Annotated in this window: 17 protein-coding genes; 7 read left to right on the forward strand and 10 right to left on the reverse strand. The window is 67.1% G+C overall.

Going from position 1 to position 20,926, the window contains the following annotated elements; all coding sequences use genetic code 11:
- Positions 1-126 precede the first annotated feature (126 nt).
- The 5 genes from VLK66_RS05255 to VLK66_RS05275 form a co-directional block, all read right to left on the reverse strand.
- On the reverse strand, positions 127-744 hold the full coding sequence (locus tag VLK66_RS05255; protein ID WP_325308329.1) for an isochorismatase family cysteine hydrolase: 618 nt from the start codon (positions 742-744) through the stop codon (positions 127-129).
- Positions 745-897: 153 nt separating this feature from the next.
- The gene (locus VLK66_RS05260; protein ID WP_325308330.1) at positions 898-1,296 is read right to left on the reverse strand and encodes a hypothetical protein; all 399 of its coding nucleotides are present in this window, start codon (positions 1,294-1,296) and stop codon (positions 898-900) included.
- Positions 1,297-1,535: 239 nt separating this feature from the next.
- Entirely contained in the window at positions 1,536-2,084 is a 549-nt protein-coding gene (locus VLK66_RS05265) for a restriction endonuclease (RefSeq protein ID WP_325308331.1), read from the reverse strand.
- 122 nt (positions 2,085-2,206) lie between these two features.
- On the reverse strand, positions 2,207-3,277 hold the full coding sequence (locus tag VLK66_RS05270) for an LptF/LptG family permease (RefSeq protein WP_325308332.1): 1,071 nt from the start codon (positions 3,275-3,277) through the stop codon (positions 2,207-2,209).
- The gene (locus VLK66_RS05275; protein ID WP_325308333.1) at positions 3,277-4,701 is read right to left on the reverse strand and encodes an LptF/LptG family permease; all 1,425 of its coding nucleotides are present in this window, start codon (positions 4,699-4,701) and stop codon (positions 3,277-3,279) included. The genes VLK66_RS05270 and VLK66_RS05275 overlap by 1 nt, the downstream gene beginning before the upstream one ends.
- A 117-nt stretch (positions 4,702-4,818) precedes the next feature.
- Between VLK66_RS05275 and VLK66_RS05280 the strand changes: the two genes are divergently transcribed.
- The 7 genes from VLK66_RS05280 to VLK66_RS05310 all read left to right on the forward strand — a co-directional run bounded on the left by VLK66_RS05280 (position 4,819) and on the right by VLK66_RS05310 (position 12,530).
- On the forward strand, positions 4,819-5,763 hold the full coding sequence (locus VLK66_RS05280) for a M28 family peptidase (protein ID WP_325308374.1): 945 nt from the start codon (positions 4,819-4,821) through the stop codon (positions 5,761-5,763).
- Between the two features lie 171 nt (positions 5,764-5,934).
- The gene (locus VLK66_RS05285) at positions 5,935-6,618 is read left to right on the forward strand and encodes a ComEA family DNA-binding protein (protein ID WP_325308334.1); all 684 of its coding nucleotides are present in this window, start codon (positions 5,935-5,937) and stop codon (positions 6,616-6,618) included.
- A gap of 97 nt (positions 6,619-6,715) precedes the next feature.
- Entirely contained in the window at positions 6,716-8,431 is a 1,716-nt protein-coding gene (pilB, locus tag VLK66_RS05290) for a type IV-A pilus assembly ATPase PilB (protein WP_325308335.1), read from the forward strand.
- A 58-nt stretch (positions 8,432-8,489) separates the two neighbouring features.
- Complete coding sequence (locus VLK66_RS05295; protein ID WP_325308336.1) at positions 8,490-9,611, forward strand: type IV pilus twitching motility protein PilT; 1,122 nt, start codon at positions 8,490-8,492, stop codon at positions 9,609-9,611.
- A 131-nt stretch (positions 9,612-9,742) separates the two neighbouring features.
- A complete protein-coding gene (locus VLK66_RS05300; protein WP_325308337.1) occupies positions 9,743-10,942 on the forward strand; it encodes a type II secretion system F family protein in 1,200 nt (399 codons plus the stop codon).
- 530 nt (positions 10,943-11,472) lie between these two features.
- On the forward strand, positions 11,473-12,102 hold the full coding sequence (locus tag VLK66_RS05305) for a sigma-70 family RNA polymerase sigma factor (RefSeq protein WP_325308338.1): 630 nt from the start codon (positions 11,473-11,475) through the stop codon (positions 12,100-12,102).
- A 53-nt stretch (positions 12,103-12,155) separates the two neighbouring features.
- A complete protein-coding gene (locus VLK66_RS05310; RefSeq protein ID WP_325308339.1) occupies positions 12,156-12,530 on the forward strand; it encodes a hypothetical protein in 375 nt (124 codons plus the stop codon).
- Positions 12,531-12,717: 187 nt separating this feature from the next.
- Here VLK66_RS05310 and VLK66_RS05315 read toward each other — a convergent pair whose 3' ends face one another.
- The 5 genes from VLK66_RS05315 to VLK66_RS05335 all read right to left on the reverse strand — a co-directional run bounded on the left by VLK66_RS05315 (position 12,718) and on the right by VLK66_RS05335 (position 20,853).
- Positions 12,718-15,204 carry a hypothetical protein gene (locus VLK66_RS05315; RefSeq protein ID WP_325308340.1) on the reverse strand — a complete coding sequence of 829 codons (2,487 nt, stop codon included), beginning with the start codon at positions 15,202-15,204 and terminating at the stop codon, positions 12,718-12,720.
- Positions 15,201-16,526, reverse strand: coding sequence for a hypothetical protein (locus VLK66_RS05320; RefSeq protein WP_325308341.1), 1,326 nt, complete (start codon positions 16,524-16,526; stop codon positions 15,201-15,203). The genes VLK66_RS05315 and VLK66_RS05320 overlap by 4 nt, the downstream gene beginning before the upstream one ends.
- Complete coding sequence (locus tag VLK66_RS05325; protein WP_325308342.1) at positions 16,517-19,006, reverse strand: DDE-type integrase/transposase/recombinase; 2,490 nt, start codon at positions 19,004-19,006, stop codon at positions 16,517-16,519. Before VLK66_RS05325 ends, VLK66_RS05320 begins: the two co-directional genes overlap by 10 nt.
- Before the next feature lie 364 nt (positions 19,007-19,370).
- Entirely contained in the window at positions 19,371-19,751 is a 381-nt protein-coding gene (locus VLK66_RS05330) for a hypothetical protein (RefSeq protein ID WP_325308343.1), read from the reverse strand.
- Between the two features lie 268 nt (positions 19,752-20,019).
- Positions 20,020-20,853 (reverse strand): hypothetical protein, encoded by an 834-nt coding sequence (locus VLK66_RS05335; RefSeq protein WP_325308344.1) that lies wholly within the window; start codon positions 20,851-20,853, stop codon positions 20,020-20,022.
- Positions 20,854-20,926: the final 73 nt, after the last annotated feature.

Genomic DNA, 20,926 nt, shown 5'->3' on the forward strand with positions numbered 1-20,926 from the left:
CGCCGGGGGCGAGGTGCTTCTGGCAACGGCATCTCACGCGGAAGACGCGGAGTCGCGGAGGTGCAGCCTCGCCATCTCCGCGACTCCGCGTCTCCGCGTGAGATCCAGCGATGCCGGAGAGGACGCTCAGCTCTGGTCGGCCGGCTCCTCCATGAGCTTGCGGAAGTCGAGGCCGGTCGACGGCGTGGTGTCGGCCTTCAGGTTCTTGCGCATGTAGGCCAGCGCCCGGCGGTTCTCCTCGGGGTCGATGGACGCGGAGCAGTCCGACGGCACGTGCAGCCGGAAGTCGCGCATGTACGCGTCGCCGGCGGTGAAGAGCACGCAGATGTCGCCGCTGAAGCCGCAGAACACCAGCCGCCGCGCGCCCAGGTAATCCAGCAGCGTGCCGAGCGTGGTGGCGTAGAAGGCGGAGTGCTTGGGCTTCAGGACGAAGTAGTCGTCGTGGTCGGGCTTCAGCAGCCGGGCGACGGGGGCGCCGCGCACGCCGTCTTCCAGCACGTGCTCCACCACCTCGTGGAAGTCCGAGCGCCAGCGCCCGAAGTTGTCGTTGCAGTAGATCACCGGCACGCCGGCCTCGCGCGCCTGCCGCTTCAATTCCGCGATGCGCTCGGCGGCGGGGAGGGCGTGCTCGGCCAGCCGCTCGCCGCCGGGAAACTCCATGTCGTTGATGACGTCCACCAGCACCAGCGCCACCGGCGAGGTGTCGGGAACCATTCCGTGCAGGTCTTCGTTCCTGGCCGGCATCCTGTCTCCGCGTGGGGGAGGATCGGGATCGTCTGGTCGCGAAGCCGGCATGCCTTGCAAATGCCGCACACAACCCCGCGTCGGGCAGATGCAGAAAGGCGCGCCACACTCCGATGTGCGGCGCGCCCGATCGATTCGGCGGGCCGGAAATGCCTATCCCGCGCGGCGGACCGGCACCGGCTGCTCGTAGCCGTCCCACGCCTCCACCTCGGCGACGAAGGCCGCGATCTCGCGGATGATGGGGTGCGTGGCCATCCGCGCCAGCGCCGCCTCGTCCAGCGCGTCGATCACCGCGAGCGAGCGCTCCTCGATTTCGTCCCTCAGGCTGACGTTGCCGTCCGCGTCTTCCTCCACGAAGGGCGCATCGTGCTCGGCGCCCTCGCCGACGAGGCGCCGGAACACCGCCTTCGGGCGGAACCGCGCCTCGAACGCATCCTCGTCCGCGATCCTGCGCCCCATCGCCCGCTCCAGCCCCGCGCGGTCGTGGAACAGCACCGCCTCCACCTGCGGCACGGCCAGGACGAGGCGGAACGGAACTCCGGACCACGCCATCGTGAGCAGGTGCTCGACCGTGCTCCGCTGCTCCTGGAGGGGACCCTCCTCAAGGGTGTCTGCGTCCAGAACGACAGCAGCCGGCTGCTCGCAGGAGGGAGACAGGAGCGTCGAAGCAGTGCCGATCGCACCGGAGCGGTTCCAACTGTCCCGGATCCGTACGTCCAGATGCAGCGAGCAGCGGAGTATGCGGGTGACGAGGCGGCTGGCCGGCGCGCCCGCGGTGGCGACGTTCACGCTCACCGGGTCCTCCCGAGTTCCAGGTTGTAGTACACAGGCCCGTCCTCCACAGCGCGGCGGTACTTCTCCAGAAGTCCCGCGACGATGAACTCGTTGCCCAGAAGATAATCCATCTCTTCGCCTCTCCAAAGCAGCACTGTCTGCGGCGCGAAATACGAAACGAGCGTGATCGCTGCGTCGGTGAAGCCGCTCCGGCTGAAGAACAGGCCCAGCGTGCAGGCCGGCCTCCGCGCGAGCTGGTTCCTCATCTTGGCGAGAAAGGTGACATCGACCAGCCCGGCCGTATCCTTCGTCTCGACCAGGCATGAGAGGTCAGCGGCATACACCGCGCCGTCGATTTCCTCGACTACCTCGCCGCCGTGGCGGACGAGGTACGGCCAGCGGACCTCCGCGCCATCCAGCTCGAAGGCGCGCAGGACCAGGTGCTCGAAAGCCTTTCCTGGCGGCCAGCCCGGCGTGTGGCCGGCCTTGATGCGCATCCAGAGCGCGCGCAGGCCGTTCCAGTCGAGCTCGCGGACGCGGGTGATGTACTCGGAATGCGAGGGCATGTACAGGTCGGCTGTTGGACGGAGTGAGCGCGGAAGATGCACGGAGCAGCCGCCCAACGCAAGAGGCGCGTCGCATCGTTCAGATGCGGCGCGCCTCTCCATCTTCCGGACAGCCCGGACGGCTACGTTCGCACCCGCGACATCAGCGCCAGGCCGGCGACCAGGAAGAGGCCGTTGGGGAACCAGGCGGCCAGCGTGGGGTCCACCGCGCCGCTGCTGCCCACCGCCTTGCCCACGCGGAAGAGGAGCATGTACACGATGGTCACGCCCAGGCTGATGCCCACGCCGAAGGCGGTGCCGCCGCGCTGGCTGCTGGTGGCCAGCGGCGCGCCGAAGAGCACGATCACCATCACCGCCATGGGGATGGCCAGCTTCTGCGCCCGCTCCACCTTCAGCGGGTTGGCGTCGCCGCCGGAGCGCTCGATGGCGCCCACGAAGCGCGACATCTCGCGGTACCCCATGGCCTCGGGCGCCTTGGGCTCGCCCAGCAGGTCCTCGGGGGTCTCGATCAGCCCGGCCACGCGCAGCGAGTCGAAGTGCGTGGTCACCTCGCGGCCGTCGGCGTACAGCTCGCGCACGTAGCCGCGCTGCAGCAGCCAGCCGTGCGCCTTCGTCCACGTGGCCCGCTCGGCCATGCGGTGCATCCCCGGCTGGCTGCCGCGGGCGTTGCGCTCCAGCACCACCTGGCTGATCTCGCCCACCTCGGGGTCCAGCCGCCGCGCGGTCAGCACCCCCTCGCGCTCGGTCTGGTACACGAAGTTGATGCGCGGTCCGTTGCGCATCATGCTCTGGTCGCCCATCAGCACGGCGCGCTTCTGCAGCGTGATGGGCGTCAGCTCGCCCAGCCCGAACGCGGCCGCCGCCAGCACCACCGACATCAGCGCGATGGGCAGGAAGATGCGGTAGAAGCTCACGCCGCCGGCCTTGGCCGCGGTGATCTCCTGGTGCCGCGTCATCCCCCCCACGGTGAACACCGTGGCCACCAGCGCGGCGATGGGGAAGGAGTACTGGATGAAGAGCGGGAGCTGGTAGACGTACGCCAGCGCCAGCTTTCCCCCGGTGATCCCCTTCTCCATGTAGGTGTCGATGTTGTCGGTCACGTCGCCCACGATGAACAGGAGCGGCAGCCCGAGCACCAGCATGAGGAAGGTGGCCGTGAAGGTGCGGACCACGTAACGCGAGAGAAGCCGCATCAGCCCCGTGCCTTCCGGCGGGTGACGGTGGCGAAGAAGTCGCGGAAGCCCTGCAGCATCTGGTCCCACATGCTGCTGCGCGCGGTGGCCGTCTCCCGCCCCATCGTGGCCAGCCCCGCGACGCCCAGGATCGTCATCAAGACGTTCACGATCCACATCGCCACGAACGGGGTCACGTAGCCGCGCCCGGCCAGCGACTCGCCGCCGATCAGCCCCACGTAGTAGATGGCGAAGATGACCATGCTGGTGGCGATCACCATCCCGATCCCCCCGCCCCCGAAGCGCAGCGCCAGCGGCGCGCCCACGATGACGAAGACGAGCGAGGCCACGGCGATGGAGTACTTCTTGTGGATCTCCACGTCCAGGTCGCGCACCTGCTCCTCCAGGTCCTTCACCCGGGCCACCGACGAGGCCAGGTCGTCGGCCGTCCGCCGCGTGCGCGTGCGCACGCTCCCGGGCTCCACGTGCGTAACCGGCGGCGGCGGGGGCTCGCCCGGCAGGGTGGCGAAGGGCTTGCGGCCGCCCGAGACGGCGAACCCGAGGTCGCCCTGCATCTCCAGGCGCACGCGGCGCAGCTCCTCGCGGCGCTGGCCGCGCAGCGTGTCGATGCGGGCCTGCAGCATCCCCACGGTCATCTCGCGGTCGCCGCGGTAGCCTTCGTCCTGCCCGCCCAGGTTGAACGAGGTGCCGATCCCCGGAATGCCGAACTTCTGCTGGGAGAAGGTCATCCGCCGGAAGGTCTTGGGGTCGTCCAGCGGCACCTCGCGCATGTGGCCGTGCCAGAGCGTGAGCACCATGTCGGTGCGCGAGGTGTTGAACTGCGCCACCCCGCTGTCGGCGTAGATCGAGCGCAGCACGTTGGGGTTGCTGACGTCGTAGATCGACACGTCCCACAGCCGGTTGGTGGTGGGGTCGATCCGCGCGGCGCGGAGATAATAGGTCTGCGCCGAGCCGGACTGGGCGGAAAGCTTGTTGATGGTCTGCGGCTCGAGCGCCACCGTGGGCGTCTTGCGCGCGATGTCGACGAAGAGCTGGCTCCAGCGGTGGTTGGCCTCGGGGAGCACGCGGTCGTTGAACCAGATCATCACCACGGTGAGGACGGCGGCAACCGCGAGCAGGGGGAGGAGCAGGCGCTTCAGGTCCAGCCCGCCGGCCTTCATCGCGGTGATCTCGTTCTCGGCCGTGAAGGTGGCGAAGGTGTACAGGATGGCCACCAGCACGGCCATGGGAAAGGTGAGGGCGACGCTGGCGGGAAGCGCGTAGACGAAGAACTCCAGGATGGCGCGCATCGGCAGCCCCTTGCCGGCCAGCTCGGCCAGGCGGCGGGCCAGGGTGTTGATGAGCACCACCCCGGTGAGCGCGAAGAACGCAAAGAAAAACGGGCCGACGTGCGCCCGGAGCAGGTAACGCGTGAGGATCTTCATGCGAAGTGTCCAAAGGGGCTTGCAGGGCGAGCGCCTGGATGCGTAACATACCCGCGCCGTACGCTGCGTACAAGCGGCGGCGGCGCCTCCTAATCAATCCCCAACTCCGTGACCGACATGCCGTTCCGCCGCGCGCGCGGGTGCGTGCCGCTGGGGGTGCTGCTCGCGTTCTCCGCCTGCACGCGCGGCGACCCGGCGCTGGGGCGCCACGTGGACCATCCGGAGTTCCCGGGCGACGTGGCCTGGGCGTTCCTGACCGACCAGGTGGCCATCGGGCCCCGCTACGCGGGAACGAAGCCGCACGGCCGCGCGGTGCGCTGGCTGCGCGACCAGCTCTCGTTCCGCGCCGACACCGTGGTCCTCCAGCCCTTCACCTTCGACACGGCGCCGGGGAAGCGGGTGGAGATGACGAACGTCCTGGCCCGCTGGCGGCCGGCGGAGGCGCGGCGGATCCTGCTGGTGGCGCACTGGGACACGCATCCGCACGCGGAGGAGAGCGCCGACCCGGCCGACCGCCGCCTCCCCGTCCCCGGCGCGAACGACGGGGCCTCGGGAACGGCGGTCCTGGCCGCCCTCGCGGAGGTCTTCCGCCAGCAGAAGCCGGAGGTGGGCGTCGACCTCCTCTTCACCGACGGCGACGACTTCGTGGCCGGGCGGTGGCTGGGGACGGAGCACTACCTCGCCACGCTGCCGGCCGCGAACCGCCCCGCGTTCGCCGTGGTGCTGGAGCTGGTGGGGGACCGGGACGCGTGGCTGCCGCGCGACGCCGGCTCGCTCCGCCACGCCCCCGCGGTCGTCCGGCGCGTGTGGGGGACGGCGGCGGAGATGCGGCTGGATTCGGTCTTCGTCGCCGAGACGGTGCCGGACAGCCTGGGCGCGCACCTCCTCCTTTCCCGCGCGGGGATTCCGGCGGCGCGGCTGAACGATCCCGAGTACGGGCCGGGGAACTCGTGGTTCCACACCGCGCGCGACCTTCCCGGCGCCACCCGCCGCGAGACGCTGGCGCTGGTCGGGGGCGTGCTGGCTGAGGTCGTCTACCGCGGGATTCCGGCACCGAAGTGAGCTCCGGCATCGCTGGATCTCACGCGGAGACGCGGAGACGCAGAGAACTCAGCGTGGCGATTGGTTCTCCGCGACTCCGCGTCTCCGCGTGAGATCAGCGGGGTTAGGGAGATGGACGGAGGTCAGGGTCGCGATCGAGCATCGAATCAACCAACCGGACGGGAGATTTTGATGATCCACACGACACCGCAGGAACGGCTGGCGCTGGGCGTGTTCGCGCTGCTGGTGAGCGCCGGCGTGGGCGCGCGGATGATGCACCGCGATTCACCCGTGGAGCTGACGGGACCGGGCGTGGAGGCGGACGCCCGCGAGCCGCAGCTCCGCGCCGAGGTGGAGCGGAGGACGCGCGACGCCGCGCACCGCGCGCAGCCGCTGGCCGCCGGCGAGCGCATCGACCCGAACACGGCGCCGGAGGAGGAGCTGGACCGCATCCCCAAGGTCGGGCCCGGGCAGGCGAAGAAGATCGTGGAGTGGCGGCAGGCCCACGGCGCCTTCCGCTCGCTGGCCGACCTGGACTCGGTCCCCGGCATCGGCCCGGCGGCGCTGGCGGCCATCGCCCCGTATGTGATGCTCCCGCAGGGGGATGGACCGGCCGTGCGAAGTGCCGCAAATCGCCCCGAAGCCGGGAATTCTGCCATACCGCCCGCGGGCGGAAACCCAGCAATTTCGCTCAACTCCGCCTCGGCACAGGAGTTGACTCGCATCCCCGGCATCGGGCCCTCGCTGGCCGGGCGCATCGTGGCCTGGCGCGAGGGCCACGGCGCGTTCCGGTCGCTGGACGAGCTGGAGAAGGTGCCGGGGATCGGCCCCGCCACCGTGGCGCGGATCCGGTCGTCGGGTGCGGCAATCCCTTGACATCCGCGGCGCTCTGCCGCGAAGTTGAGGCTCGCCCCCCAAGACATTTCCAGTCCGTGCTCTCCCGGCCCCGCGGCATTTCCGACTCCCGAGGTCCATGGCTGTATCCGCACCCGCCGACCGCATCGGCGACCAGCTCGTACACGAGCAGCTGATCTCCCGCGACCAGCTCCAGAAGGCGCTGGACGACTCGCGCGCCAACGGCACGCGGATCGGGTTCTCGCTGGTGAAGCTGGGCTTCCTGGGCGAGAGCGACCTGGTGCGCGCGCTGGCGCGGCAGCACCGGGTGCCCGCCGTGGACCTGGAGCGCGTGCGGCTGGACCCGCGCATCCTGAAGCTGATTCCCGCGGAGTTCGCGGTGAAGCACCAGGTGCTGCCGCTGCGCCGCGTGGGGCGCACGCTCACCGTGGCCATGTCGAACCCCACCGACCTGGGGGTGATCGACGACCTGAAGTTCCTCACCCGGCTGGACATCGAGCCGGTGATCGCGGGCGACTTCACGCTGAAGAAGATCGTCGAGCGCGAGTACGAGAGCGCCGACGAGAAGATCAACGAGCTGCTGAAGCAGTTCGACGACGAGGGCGAGGTCGAGCGCGTCGAGGAGGAGCAGGAGGAGGTTTCGGTCGCCTCGCTGCAGGCCGCGGTGGAAGAGGCGCCGGTGGTCAAGCTGATCAACGGCATCCTCACCGACGCCGTGCACCGCGGCGCCAGCGACATCCACTTCGAGTGCTACGAGAAGGACATCCGCGTCCGCTACCGCATCGACGGCGTGCTGCAGGAGATCATGCGGCCGCCCATCAAGATGCGCGCGGCGCTGATCTCCCGCTTCAAGATCCTGTCGGACCTGAACATCGCCGAGCGCCGGGTGCCGCAGGACGGGCGCCTCAAGCTGCGCTTCGGCAAGCGGGTGATCGACTTCCGCGTGAGCACCCTGCCGACGCTGTTCGGCGAGAAGATCGTGCTCCGCATTCTGGACAAGGGGAACCTGACGCTCGACCTGGAGAAGTTCGGCATGGAGCCCAAGGCCGAACAGGACTTCATGAAGGCGATCATGAACCCCTACGGGATGGTGCTGGTCACCGGGCCCACCGGCTCGGGCAAGACGACGACGCTGTACAGCGCGCTGTCGAAGATCAACACCAACGAGGTCAACATCATGACCGCCGAGGACCCGGTCGAGTACAACCTGCACGGCATCAACCAGGTGCAGGTGCGCACCGACATCGGGATGACCTTCGCGGCGGCGCTGAAGGCGTTCCTGCGCCAGGACCCCAACATCATCATGGTCGGCGAGGTGCGCGACCTGGAGACGGGGTCCATCGCCATCAAGGCGGCGCTCACCGGCCACCTGGTGCTCTCCACGCTGCACACCAACGACGCGCCCTCCACCATCACCCGCATGGTGGACATGGGGATCGAGCCGTTCAACGTGGCCAGCGCGGTGAACCTGATCACCGCCCAGCGCCTGGTGCGCCGCATCTGCAGCAACTGCAAGGAGCCGGCGACCTACCCGGAAGAGTACCTGCGCGCCGGCGGCATCAGCGACGACGACATGCAGAACACCACCTTCTACCGCGGCAAGGGGTGCGACAACTGCGGCGGCAGCGGCTACCGCGGCCGGCAGGGGCTGTACGAGGTGATGGCGATGAGCCCCACGCTGCGCCGCATGATCCTGCAGAACGCCAGCACCGCCGAATTGCAGGCGCAGGCGGTGGCCGAGGGGATGCTGACGCTGCGCATGGACGGGATGCTGAAGGTGCGCAAGGGCATCACCACGCTCGAAGAAGTGATCAAGGAGACGGCGGCCGGCTGACGGCCGCCCGAGTCTTTCCGTTTCTCCCGTTTTCCGCTTGAACCGCAGGACCTGACGAATGACCATCGCCGCCGAGCCGGCCCGCGAGGCCGCCACCGCCGTACGCACGCTGAACCTGCGCTCGCTCCTGGAGGAGATGATCGAGCGCGGCGCCAGCGACCTGCACATCACCGCGGGCGAGCGCCCCAAGGTGCGCGTGGACGGGCACATCACCGACAGCGGGATGGACTACATCCTGACGCCCAAGGACACGCTGCAGCTGACCTACTCGATCCTCACCGAGAACCAGAAGAAGCGCTTCGAGACCGAGGACGAGCTGGACTTCTCGTTCGGCATCCAGAACCTGGCGCGCTTCCGCGGCAACGTGTACCGCCAGCGTGGGTGCGTGGCGCTGGCCATCCGGCAGATCCCGTTCAAGATCCTGACCTTCGAGGAGCTGCGCCTTCCCGCGGTGATCCAGAAGTTCGCCGAGAAGCCGCGCGGGCTGATCCTGGTTACCGGCCCCACCGGGTCGGGGAAGTCGACGACGCTGGCGGCGATCATCGACAAGATCAACAAGGAGCGCCGGGGGCACATCCTGACCATCGAGGACCCCATCGAGTTCATCCACCGCCACCAGGGGTGCATGGTGAACCAGCGCGAGGTGGGAAGCGACACCCAGAGCTTCGGGCGGGCGCTGAAGTACGCGCTGCGGCAGGACCCCGACGTGATCCTGGTGGGCGAGATGCGCGACCTGGAGACGGTGTCGGCCGCGCTCACCATCGCCGAGACGGGCCACCTCTGCCTGGCCACGCTGCACACCAACAGCGCGGCCGAGACCATCAACCGCGTGATCGACGTCTTCCCCGCGCACCAGCAGCCGCAGATCCGCGCGCAGCTGGCCTTCGTGCTGGAGGGGGTGGTCACGCAGCAGCTGCTGCCCAAGGCTCGCGGCCGCGGCCGGGCCATGGCGGCCGAGGTGATGGTGTGCACGCCGGCCATCCGCGCCTGCATCCGCGACGACAAGGTGCACCAGATCTACTCGATCATGCAGGCCGGGAAGAAGCACGGGATGCAGACGCTGAACGACTCGCTGAAGGAGCTCTACCTGCAGCGCGAGGTGACGCTGGAGGAGGCGCTGAAGCGGTCCGGCGACCCCAACGAGTTCCTGCAGATGGTGGGCGAGCCGGTTCCGGGCTGAGGCCCGCCTCCGGCGGAGTACGAGAAGTACGGAAGTACGGTCGGTTCGAAACTGCGGTGACGGATGGGGATGCGGGTGAAGCGCTCACCCCCTGTCCCCTGTCCCCTGTTCCCTGTCCCCTGGGGTAAGCAATGCCCACGTTCGCGTACAGCGCTCGCTCGCTCAACGGCGAGATCCTGAGCGGCGAGATCGAGCTTCCCACCCGCGAAGAGGTGGTGGGCTACCTGGTGCGCCAGCGGCTGCGGCCGATCTCGGTGAACACCAAGGCCCGGGATCTCAACATCCAGTTCGGCACGGGGATCAAGACGCGCGAGGTGGTGATCTTCACGCGCCAGTTCTCCACCATGATCAACTCCGGCCTGCCGCTGGTGCAGAGCCTGACCATCCTGGCCGAGCAGACCGAGAACAAGAACTTCAAGAAGATCATCGCCCAGGTGCTGCAGGACATTCAGGCCGGGCAGACGCTGGCCGACTCGCTGCGCAAGCACCCCAAGGTGTTCACCGAGCTGTACGTGAACATGGTGGCGGCGGGCGAGGCGGGCGGCATTCTGGACGTGATCCTGATGCGCCTGGCGCTCTTCCTGGAGAAGAACGACGCCCTGGTGCGCAAGATCAAGGGCGCCATGGTGTACCCGCTGGTGATGCTGATCGTGGTGGTGCTCTGCACCACGGTGCTGCTGTGGAAGGTGGTGCCGGTGTTCGCGGGGATGTTCACCGGCGCCGGGCTGGCGCTGCCGCTGCCCACGCGCATCGTGCTGGCGCTCAGCAACTTCCTGCAGCACTACATGTGGCTGGTGGTGCTGTCGGTGATCGCGTTCGTGGTGGCCATCCGCCAGTACTACAAGACCGACAACGGTAAGCTGCAGATCGACCGGCTGATGCTGCGCATGCCGGTGCTGGGCAACCTGCTGCGCAAGAGCGCGGTCAGCCGCTTCACCCGCACGCTGGGCACGCTGGTGAGCTCCGGCGTGTCGATCCTGGACGGGCTGCAGATCACCGCGCGCACGGCGGGCAACCGCGTGGTGCACGACGCGGTGATGAAGAGCCGCGCCAGCATTGCCGGCGGCGCCACCATCAGCGAGCCGCTGAAGGAGAGCGGCGTGTTCCCGCCCATGGTGGTGCAGATGATCAACGTGGGCGAGCAGACCGGCGGCCTGGACGAGATGCTGTCCAAGATCGCCGACTTCTACGACGACGAGGTGGACGCGGCGGTGAGCGCGCTGACCTCGATCCTGGAGCCCATCATGATCGTGGTGATGGGCGTGGTGATCGGCGGCATCGTGGTCGCCATGTACCTGCCCATGTTCGACATGATCAACGCCGTGCACTGAGCCCGGCTGAAGGCCGCAGGCAATTTTGCCACATTTGCGCAGCGGATTCTGCCACAAACGAACGCGAATTCTGCCACAAGCTCGTAGTCGGTTGGCCGTAAATCGCATGCAGGGTCAAACTTAGGAGTAATCATGGGCGCTGCGGGAGAGATCCCGCGGCGCCCATTTCGCTCTGTGCAAAACCGTCGGCGGGCAGGGGTTGTGGCAGTTTGCGTTGCGGGTTTACGTGTTCTCCCGCTGGGTGCTACCGTGCGGACGCACATCACAACTGTTTATGCTGGCGTAACTTACGAAGGTTGTGCGGCCCCCGGCGTATGGAAGAGGAAAGGGGTCCCGAAATGCAAACTGCCACAAACCCACCTCTCTTTCGCGCCTCTGAATTCTGCCACACCTTGTCCCCAACCTCTCTTGTGTTTGTAGACACTGGCTCGGGCCTGTACGGGTAACTATCATGTCGTTAACTGTCTATCGGTTTCGAACAGGGCCTCTAGGTTCAAATGGCAAAGCATCAAACCAAGCAACAGCTTGGGTTGCTTGAGCTGGTGAAAAGAGCAAAGACGGGCGACACTGCCGCCGTGCGGGAACTTATCGCCCGAACGGAGAGGTCGGTGAGGTTCGTTGTCTACGGCATGATGGGGGCCGGCTACCAGGCAGATGACATCGCTCACGATGCGATCACCCACGCGATCCTGAACATAGAGAAGTGCCACGCAAGCCACGATGGTCAGGTCGCGGCATGGTTCATTGTGGTCGCGGAGAACCACGTAAAGAGTTACCTGAGGTCGCCAGAACACGCACGTGCCGAGTTGACCGATGCTACCGCAGAGTGGCTGCAGAGTCCGCCGATTACTTACTTGTTACCCCCTGAGGAGAGATTCGAGCAACTGGTGCTGCTCGGCCTCCTGCGGGAGGCGTTCGAAGCCCTGCCGCAGCAGACTCGCGATATCATAGTGGCCCGGATTTACAACGATCGTCCCTGGAAAGAGGTTGCAGACCGCGTAGGCCTCAGTGTCGAGGCGGCAAAGCAACGAACGAACCGGGCGATCCAGAGGTTAGGCCGCCAGATCACTGAGCGAGCAGTGAACTACACCACGATAGGACCACGCTTCAAGAAGCACCTGGTCCGGATGGGCGTTATCAAGGACGAGCGGTCAGATTGACGATACATTCGTGGGCCCGCCCCATGGCCGGGCCCCGCGCACTGGGAGTGGACATGGGAACGAAAAACCGCCAGAAGACCGGGTATGCTGAGGACGCAGGCTGGGACGGGGATCCCAACCGGGCGTCGCCTTTCCCGGTAGAGGAGGCGGAGGACCAAGTGGTGGACGAGAGAGAGGTCGGGAAGATTATCGGTTGGCTGCGCGAACTGTTCCTCCTAAAGCGGCTCAACTTCGGGCAACGAGTGCCCTACGCGGACTCTCCAGTGCCCAACGAACAGATCAAGGCTTTCCTCCGCACGGCCCGCACCCTCACGCCCGAGGAGTTGGAGGAAGGTCGACACCTCGCAGATCACATCATTGAGCGGGTGGAGAAGGTAAGGTCGTCCAGAGCAGACGAAGACTCACCGACGGATTCGGATCCTACCTAAAGGGATCGTCCGCGCGGCGTCTCGCTGCCGAGCCGCTCAAGGACCGTGTGGGACCAGTGAGACACCGTCTTCTTCAGCAGTTTCGCACTTGGCGAGTGAACGCGGGTGCCGCCGCCCGCTCAGCGATGCACACGAACTTGCCCTCGCTACCCACGTGATCGCGCAGGAAGCGAATGCACATTCTGATTTACAAGCTCATCAGTGCCTCGCCGGACCAGTTCTCGAGCCATGCACGAAGTACCGCCCGGGCTGTGAATCGAAGCGCCGCGTCAGCGCCCTCTCGTGCGACCGCCTCCAATGCTTCTTGTTCGTGCGCGCGCAGAGCGGTCGCTGCCGGCGCGAACGGCAGCGGAGCCAGGCCATAGGCGGCCAGCTCCGCTGCCGATACGCAGGTGCCCGGCCCGTAACTGCCGTCGCTCACGACACTCCGGATAAGGTAGCGCACCAGTGCGTCGCGCGACCCGGAGTCATCGAGGACCCCGAGCGCCGCTGCGGCCGTCGGGTGCAGCGAAGGGCGGGTGGGATCCTCCAGCGCCACAATGACGGGCTCGGGGTCTCGCAGGTCGCCGAGGGCGAACAGGGCGGTGTTCGCGTACGTCGCAGCTCGGGGCCCCGCCCAGCGGGACGCCGCGTACGCGATGAAGCTTACGCGATCAACGCCCAGTTCCAACGGGCGGCCCCGAGTGCCACCGGAAGATCGCGTTCGCATCAGGACCTCGGGAAACAGGTAATACCGGCCGATCAGGGGCGAGCGCCAGGCAAGCAATCGGGGCGTGAGCAGCCTGAACTCGGCGACGTCCGCGATGGAACGGAACGCGTCCGCCGAGTCGACGAACTCAAGGCGGGTCCTCTCGTGCATGTCGACCACACCAGCAGCGGAGTCGACATTCCCAGACGGAGCCCAGCGGTTGATGTCGGCCGCGATCTCAGCAAGGTTCCCTAGAGTCGCCTGAACCGCAGTTACCTCCTCGGACAGGAGCGCGGCTGCTTCCGCCGCTCGTTCCAACGCCTCGAGGCGATCTCGCAAATCCTTCAGAAGCTTGGCTGCGCGCGCGTCGATGATGGCCTTGGCAAGAGGCAGGATGCCACTCCGGGCAAGCTCGGCCGCGTTGCGGAGCTCGCGCAGGGTCCTTCGGAGCCGTGATGGCGATGCCGCGCGTAGTGCTGCGCGGAACGCCACGAAGGCGGCCGAAGCCGGGCTGCCGCTGGTGTCGTAGAACGCGCGGTTCGCCACTCTGCCAATGAAGACGATCGCGGTCTTCCGCATCCCCGCCCGCAGCCGTGACGCCTCCGTGAGACAGGTGTGGAGCGGCGGCCCTGCCGTGTGGACCCACTCGGGCCTGTGCTCCACTGCCCGAGCGATGTCGGACAGGCACACAGGGCGCAGGCGCAGGACCTGCCGCCGGTGCTTGTCCGGCTCGGCGGCGCCGCGTATCGCCTTAGCGAGCCGCACCAGGCTCCGCATATCCTCGTTGCGCGAAGCGAACCCGGTATCGACCGGGCCCACGTCGGCGGCGTTCCCATTGCCCGCCGCCGCGATGTCGTCGCTTCCCGGAAATGCGCGGTAGCCGTCCTGGAGCCGAGCTTCGCGTAGCTCCGGCGTGAGCGCGTTCCACTCTCTGGTTGGAGCCCAACGGACATGCCTGGAGTCACGTCTCCCCAGGCGCACCAGCGACTCCTGCGTGTGGAACAGGTGCAGGGAGTTAGTCCACGCGTAGGGCGGATCGTTCTCGATCTGAAGACCCGGCCGGCTGCAGGCGTATAGCCTGAGTGCGTGTGTCGTGAACGGGCGTCCGCCGGACGCTTTCCAGAGCGCCATGATGGCGCGCCAGCGGCGGTCCAGGACGTGCTCGGCCGCTGCACTCACCCACCATGGACCGCCCGGGGCAGAATAGTAGCGTACCGCATCCTCGTAGCGTGCAAGGTGTCTTATTCTCTTGCACCTGCCGGTCTGGCTCAGCGTACTTACCATGTTTGCCAGGGTGAGCCGTTCCGACTCCAGGGTGAGTGCGGGGTCGGCGTCGATCTCTCGCTGGATCTCTTCGAGCAGGACCGCGCTCTTCATGCGCACGATGGCGCGACCGAGCGCTGCTTCCGCGCGCTGCAGGTCGGAGGCGTACCGCGGCGGTTCGAAGCCAGGCTCGTCGGACGGCCCGAAGTAGTTCCTCCTCGATTTCCGGACGACACGGATCCGTCCGGCCTGGATCGCTGGTTCGAGGTAGCGTGCCAACCGCTTGCTTGCGCCGGCGGGAGCTTTCGACGCGGCGACCCGCTGCCATGAGTCTGCCACTTCGGTTGCGCCGACCAGTCGGCGCTGCTCGCGAGCCAGGCGGACCACCACACCTTCCGCGGTCGCGCAGCGTTCCAGAACGTGCTGGCCATTCTTGGGTGGTGGTGAAGGTGGGGGCACGGCCGAGGCGGAATGCCCACTTAGTCCGAACAGCGTCTTGCCTCGCCGGACGATTCGGCCCCTGGCCAGTGCCGGGGCGAATACCCAGTGCCACCTGACTGTCTGTGCGTCGGGCGCGGGCACGCCACCGTTGGCGGTGACCCACGCCCTGATGATTGCATCACTTGTGACCAGGTGGCCAGCGGCGTTCAAAGCGGCCTGGAGTGCCGCTTCGGCCTGGGCCGACAAGCGCTCGCGGGCGGGCGAAAAGGAGGTCATGATCACCCTGCCCGCTTCCGCTTGCGTCGAATCGACGTCATCTGCCGGCGCTGCCCTTCGGCGTGGTCGCGCCCGTCGTGCACCTCTTTAGGGCTGAGCCGCTTGCGGCCTCGATTCGCCATGGCGGAGCTCTCGTCCCGTTCCGTTACGGTGCGCGCGCGCAGCGGCACCGGCTCTCCAGCCATGTAAGCTTGCGCGCGCCGTTCGACGTCACCCCAGCCGTGCCGGTCAGGTACGGGGTCCGCACGGTTGAGCATGCGCTGCCTGAGCGCCTGGTCGAACGAGGCCGCGGCTGCGAAAATTGCCAACGTCGGACGCTCGGCCCCGTTAAGCCGCGCGACCAGATCGATGATCGGAAGGAGTTGACTGATCAGGTCGATCCGCCCCTCCGTCAACTCTAGAACGTACTGCGCAAGCAACGCATCATCGAAGTGGGAGGAGTCGAGATCGCCGAGACCGATCTCGGACTTGCGGAGTGCATCAGCGACGTCGTCGGCTGTCCCGTAGGTGGGAAATACCAACTCGCTCGGCAGGAGATAACCGAGAGTTTCTCCGGGGGCGTTGAAGACGCGTTCGGGTGCTCCGTGACCCGCCACCACCACCCCAATCCGGGGGTGGAGTCCTTCGTACTCGTCGAGCTCTAGGGGCGTGGCGTGCTCGGCGCTGGCTTGCTGGATGAGGTCGGCGATCACCGCGCGGGGTGCGGGCGGCAGCAGCTGTACGTGATCGAGGATCAGCACGCTGACGCGGTAGAGCCGGAGCGTGTCGATGATCCGCCGAACGATTGTACCGGTGGCCCGGAACCGCAGCTCGGTAGTCTTCAGGCTGGTGCGAATGCTCGTGCAGAGCTGATCCAGGAACTTCGCCTCGCTTCTCAAGCCGCTGGACAGCTGCACGTAGGCGATGCGGCGAGGGTCGCGGATCGTCGCCGCCCGGTAGTTGAAGGCGCGTGCGTAATCGGTCAGAAAGAAGGTGACGCCGACGCGCCGCTGCGCGCCGCGAATGTAGACGCATTCGCGGTTGTGGACCACGCCCGCGAACCGCTTGTCCATCACATCGAGGATGGAGCGCGGGTACACGTGTGGGAGGCGCCGCTTGGAAAGCGCCGCTGCCCCGATCGCGGAGGTGGGGTCCACGCGTTGGAACAGGTCGGCCGCGGTTGCCCGAACCAGCGCGATGTCGAGGGGAGTGCTTTGAAGCGCAAGGGGCGCCGGAGCGCGGGCCAGCAGCTCAGAAGGTGAGCCGAAGCGCGGGACCTCCCTATGCGATCCGCCCTGTTCGGCGCCGTCCCTACCCGTGGTCCAGAGCTCAGGGCGCGTCAGTCCCATGGCAGTACCAGGGCTCTGCCGCCGCGAGCGGTCCGCCTATGCTTCGGCTGCGGTTGTTCGACTGGCCCACCGCCAGATGCTGGCTCCGGCGCCGAAGGGTTTCCCGCGGGGAGCGGGAGAAGCCTGTGCGTTGTCGCTGGCGTCCGTGGAAGTGCAGGCGGAACTGTGCCTGCTAAACGGTCGTAGGCGGCGACTAACGCATCCGCAGTGGCGATCCCGGTGATGCGTCCGTGGTCCGACGCCTCGCGCAAGGCATCGTGTAGCACCGCCTCCTCCCGTTTGCGCGTGCGCAGGGCCTCCGACTCCGCTCGGAACTCTGCCTCGCGTCGCCGCTGCTCGCCGATCTCGGGGGGCGGCGCACCCGGACCGTATACCTCCGCGATTCCGCGGAATTCCAGGCGACCGCCGGGGCCTTGCATTGCGACGTAGGCAACTGTCGGCCGGCCAGGGTCGTGGTACACGGAGACCTCTGACCCGTTGGCGATCTCGGCGAATGCATCCGAGTGGTACTGCAGACCGCCGACGCGGATCCCCGGGCCGTCCAACCGGACGTGATCGTCCCGCAACAGCAGCGGGATCAGAGCTTCGTCGTTGGGACGTCTGATGCCGGCCAGCCCACGCGCTCCGATCGACGCCTCGTAGTGCTCGTTGGGGACTCGGCGGGTCGTGCGGCAGATGCGCTGGTTCATGTGGATCTCGACACCTGTGCGAATGTGCTGTTCGACCTCCGGAATCGTGAGCAGCTCCATCTCGTGCCAGCTACGTGGGTTGGAGCCGCCAACGTAGCCCGGCAGCAGGGGCAGGATGCTCTCCTTGATGGTACGGTAGGAACGCTCGATCCGGCCTCGGCTTCGTGGCGAGTACGGCACGGAGAAGATCTGCATGACCCCCTGTGCTCTCAGCAGATCCCCAACCTCACCAGACCTGAAGTCGCTCCCGTTGTCGCTGTAGACGACCTCCGGTACTCCATAGAGGAGCATCGCCTCCCTGAGCGCGAGTAATGCCGTCCGCGCGCTGGGTGCCTCGGCCCAGACGCGGACGACAAGGATCTTGCGCGTGCACGCGTCGATGATCGTGGTCAGGCACAGACGGCGCACCCGCCTGCGTTTGACAAGGCCACCCGGGATGATTGTTTCTACGATTGCCTCAAACCCCAAGTCCTCTTCAGTTTCGTCGAGCGGCCCCTCATGATCCGGGGCCACCACGTCGAACCGTATGAACGAGTTGTCGATGATCCACGTGCGGTTGGCGTAGGGTGACTCGCGCAGCAGCCTGGTGATCAGGATCACGTCCTCACCCGCCGGCCCACCCCGTGCTTCGACCCTATCGGCATGGGAGATCTGGTGGACAACCGCCTGTACCGTGCGCTCGGAGATGTCCGTACCGGCTCGCTGCATGTGGCGCGCGATGGCGGCAGCGGACCAGTCGGGGTGCTCTCTATAAATGGCGTAGATTCGCTCAACCACGATCGCCGTGGCCTTCTTTGGTCCACGGCGGTGGTTCGGGTACTGGTGTCGGAGTGATATGACGGCGGCGGCCGTATCGATCCCGACCTCACGCGCAGTTGCCTCCGACAGCTCGATGGCCTCCTTCCAACGGTAGAGGGTGCGCCAGTGGATATTCCGGTACTTCGTACACACCTCGCGCGGAATCCCCGGGTATTCCGCTCCTGGGACCGTCAGGACCTCTCCGAACCGTTTACGCCAGTGGGCGGCCAGTTGGCGCGGGTCGGCTATCCCGTTGCCCAGCAGTGGTGCGACCATGCGCCAGCGGGCCTGCGCAATGACGTCTGTGTGGCATGGAGTCACAAAGTCGACGAGGGTGCCCACGGCGGGTCGCGGCGCCGCGTCGGCCGCGCGGCCCCAACCGGTGTCTCCCTCTGTGCCGTAAAGAGGGTCTACGCCTTCGGTCCCGGCAGGTTTGACCAGACCATGTCCGGACAGCTCCACGACGGGAGCCGTCGCGGTCGCGGCAGTCTTTTGCTCCTGTCTCGATGAGGCACGCGCCAAGCGGCGCTCGAGGATGGCGGCCCGGGATTCCAAATCAGCCGCCAAAACATCGAGCTCCTGCAGGTTACCGGTGGCCACCTTCCGCCGCAGCTTCCCCGAAGAGCCGCGCTTGGATACTGCTTGGTGCCGTGTGATCTCGTCGCGCGTGATCTGCCCCAGAGGATATAGCGCTTGAATCGCCTCGTGACCCCGTCGTACGGCGGCCTCTACGCGGGTCACCGCGCGCGCCTCCTGCGAGCCGGGGTCGAGATTCTTCCATCGTTCGCGGTCGCGTCCCTTGTTCGCCTCGGCTGCGTCTAGCCCCTGCTTGTGCCTTAGCCGGCGCCAGAGCGTCGAAACCGTCGGCGCACGTCCGCGCAACCGACCGGTATCAACCGCGTGGACGATCATCCGGTGGAGTTCGGAGGTCGAGCCCTTCGCTTCGGCGATCAAGGCGTCGATTTCTTCCCACGAGATCGGCAGCTTCGCCAATAGGGACATCTGTGCACCCACGCACATACTCCTGGCTTCGGTGACGGACTGGCCGGATCCGAGACTCTCTCGCCCTCACCGTTATAGACGCATGGGCGATACTGCCGGGCAGAATTCCCGAATCTAGGGCGGGTTAGGCGTACCTCGCTCTCGGCCCCGCGGTGCATTCGCCGCCCGGCGGATCGCGGTGGAGAGACACGCTGGGCCGCGGTTGTCCCGAGGTTAGGACGTGCGTGCGCCAACACGAAACAACAATTCGTCAGGGTAGGGCTTGGGCCGGATCGGCAACGGCCGACCGACGCTCGTCCGGCACGTTGTCCGGCCGAGCGCTAGGGCCATCGAGGACTGCGGCCACCGAGTGGCTTTATTCAGCTGACCGGGCGAAGCGCCGACTGACCGCGAGGGCGATCTCCTCTGGCTCTGCCTCGGCGAGATCGAATCCGGCGTTCGCCAAGCCGTGCAGAATGCTCGAGACCAATCGTCCACGGTCGATCGAGCGGCCGTGGCGCATCCGCGAACGCAGACGCCCGTCTTCGACGTATTCGAAAGCGCGCTGATCCAGCCGGATGCTCGTACGGGCACCAAACCCGGACAAGCCCGGTTCGGCCTCCCCAGCCGGCGTTTCCTCGGGATCGGGCCAGACCCTGTAGGGGATAGCGTCGGCCGCTCCGGGCGTCGTTTCGAACGGTGCGAGAACAAGCTGTTCTTTCGGTTCAGGCGAGTTGCCGCCCTCTCGAGTCGTCATTGCGGAATCGGTTGCTGTGCCAGCGAGACGATGTGTCCGACCGATGAACAGCGCAGCAGTAGACGCCTGCCCAGTAGACGAGACCGTCATCCACGCGAGAACGAGCTGAGGGAGGTCAGGTCCGGCCTCAAAGCAAGTGACTCGTGCGCGAGAACGCGCACGAGCAGTTGGTCACAGAGAACGTCTTCGACCGGGACCAGCGCCTGCCGATATCGCAAGCGTGCGCGGGGCCTGCGTGCGGCCAGAGCAGGCGCTCCCGGGTTTACCTTTACCTCACCCGGAGCGTATAGCGCCCCGTTTCACGCTCTGCGCCAGAGGCCACCCCGATACGGACGACGTAGGCGCCTGGGGCGAGTTGGGCCGAGATCCGGCCGGGCTCGCCGGCGACCATCGCGTCGGCAACCGGCTCGCCGGTTCGTGTAAACAGCGCAAGTGTGCTGGTCACCCCGGGAGACTCGAGGCTGAGGGCGACGTCACGGCGGGAGGTGACGTCGAGGACGTAATAGTCGTGGCGCCGCAAGTCGTAGCGCATCATCGTCGGCAGGAGGCAGTCCTCCACGCTCCACTCGCCGGCGACAAGGCCTGCGGAAGGAAGCGTCTCCAGCTTGGGACACCCTTCGAACCCGGCCACGTCCGTGGAACTCCGGAGCGTATACCGCCCGAACGCACGTCCTCCTCCGCTCGATTCACTGCGGTTCTCCACCTCCAGCCGGTACGTGCCAGGCGGCACCTGGGTGGACAGAATCGCGAAAGAGTTCACGAACTCGTCCGCCTTCACCTCCACCCCGTCATCGGTTAGCAGGCGCAGGTGGACCTGCATCCCGGGCGCCTCGACCACCGCCTGGACGTCCCTGCGGACGTCGGTGTGGAAGCGCCAGTAGTCCGTGGGCTGGCGCAGGCCGGCGTTCAACGAGAAGCAGTCGGAGACCGTGAACTCCCCCGCGGCCGCGGTGCCGGGTACGTAATCCGCCACTTGGCTGCAGCCGACAGCGTGGCGCCCGGCGGGCGCCTGTGGATCCGCGAGCTGGTCGGTCTGCTGGGCGCGAGCGGAGGTGGTGGTGAGTGTGAAAAGGACCGCGTGGAAGGCGAGCGTACTACGCATGTGATTACGACCTCTGGTGATGGGATGGGATCCGCCGTGAGCGTGCCCGTCCGCGGGGCGCCTCTCGGAATGT

The sequence above is a fragment of the Longimicrobium sp. genome (genome assembly GCF_035474595.1).
GTDB lineage: Bacteria > Gemmatimonadota > Gemmatimonadetes > Longimicrobiales > Longimicrobiaceae > Longimicrobium.

What these genes read in the sequence shown, in the direction of transcription:
- VLK66_RS05260 (WP_325308330.1), bottom strand. Translation starts at nt 1,296, where the DNA reads ATGGCGTGGTCCGGAGTTCCGTTCCGCCTCGTCCTGGCCGTGCCGCAG.
- VLK66_RS05275 (WP_325308333.1), bottom strand. Translation starts at nt 4,701, where the DNA reads ATGAAGATCCTCACGCGTTACCTGCTCCGGGCGCACGTCGGCCCGTTT.
- VLK66_RS05295 (WP_325308336.1), top strand. Translation starts at nt 8,490, where the DNA reads ATGACCATCGCCGCCGAGCCGGCCCGCGAGGCCGCCACCGCCGTACGC.
- VLK66_RS05265 (WP_325308331.1), bottom strand. Translation starts at nt 2,084, where the DNA reads ATGCCCTCGCATTCCGAGTACATCACCCGCGTCCGCGAGCTCGACTGG.
- VLK66_RS05320 (WP_325308341.1), bottom strand. Translation starts at nt 16,526, where the DNA reads ATGGGACTGACGCGCCCTGAGCTCTGGACCACGGGTAGGGACGGCGCC.
- VLK66_RS05255 (WP_325308329.1), bottom strand. Translation starts at nt 744, where the DNA reads ATGCCGGCCAGGAACGAAGACCTGCACGGAATGGTTCCCGACACCTCG.
- VLK66_RS05270 (WP_325308332.1), bottom strand. Translation starts at nt 3,277, where the DNA reads ATGCGGCTTCTCTCGCGTTACGTGGTCCGCACCTTCACGGCCACCTTC.
- VLK66_RS05335 (WP_325308344.1), bottom strand. Translation starts at nt 20,853, where the DNA reads ATGCGTAGTACGCTCGCCTTCCACGCGGTCCTTTTCACACTCACCACC.
- VLK66_RS05285 (WP_325308334.1), top strand. Translation starts at nt 5,935, where the DNA reads ATGATCCACACGACACCGCAGGAACGGCTGGCGCTGGGCGTGTTCGCG.
- VLK66_RS05330 (WP_325308343.1), bottom strand. Translation starts at nt 19,751, where the DNA reads ATGACGACTCGAGAGGGCGGCAACTCGCCTGAACCGAAAGAACAGCTT.
- VLK66_RS05310 (WP_325308339.1), top strand. Translation starts at nt 12,156, where the DNA reads ATGGGAACGAAAAACCGCCAGAAGACCGGGTATGCTGAGGACGCAGGC.
- pilB (WP_325308335.1), top strand. Translation starts at nt 6,716, where the DNA reads ATGGCTGTATCCGCACCCGCCGACCGCATCGGCGACCAGCTCGTACAC.
- VLK66_RS05300 (WP_325308337.1), top strand. Translation starts at nt 9,743, where the DNA reads ATGCCCACGTTCGCGTACAGCGCTCGCTCGCTCAACGGCGAGATCCTG.
- VLK66_RS05280 (WP_325308374.1), top strand. Translation starts at nt 4,819, where the DNA reads ATGCCGTTCCGCCGCGCGCGCGGGTGCGTGCCGCTGGGGGTGCTGCTC.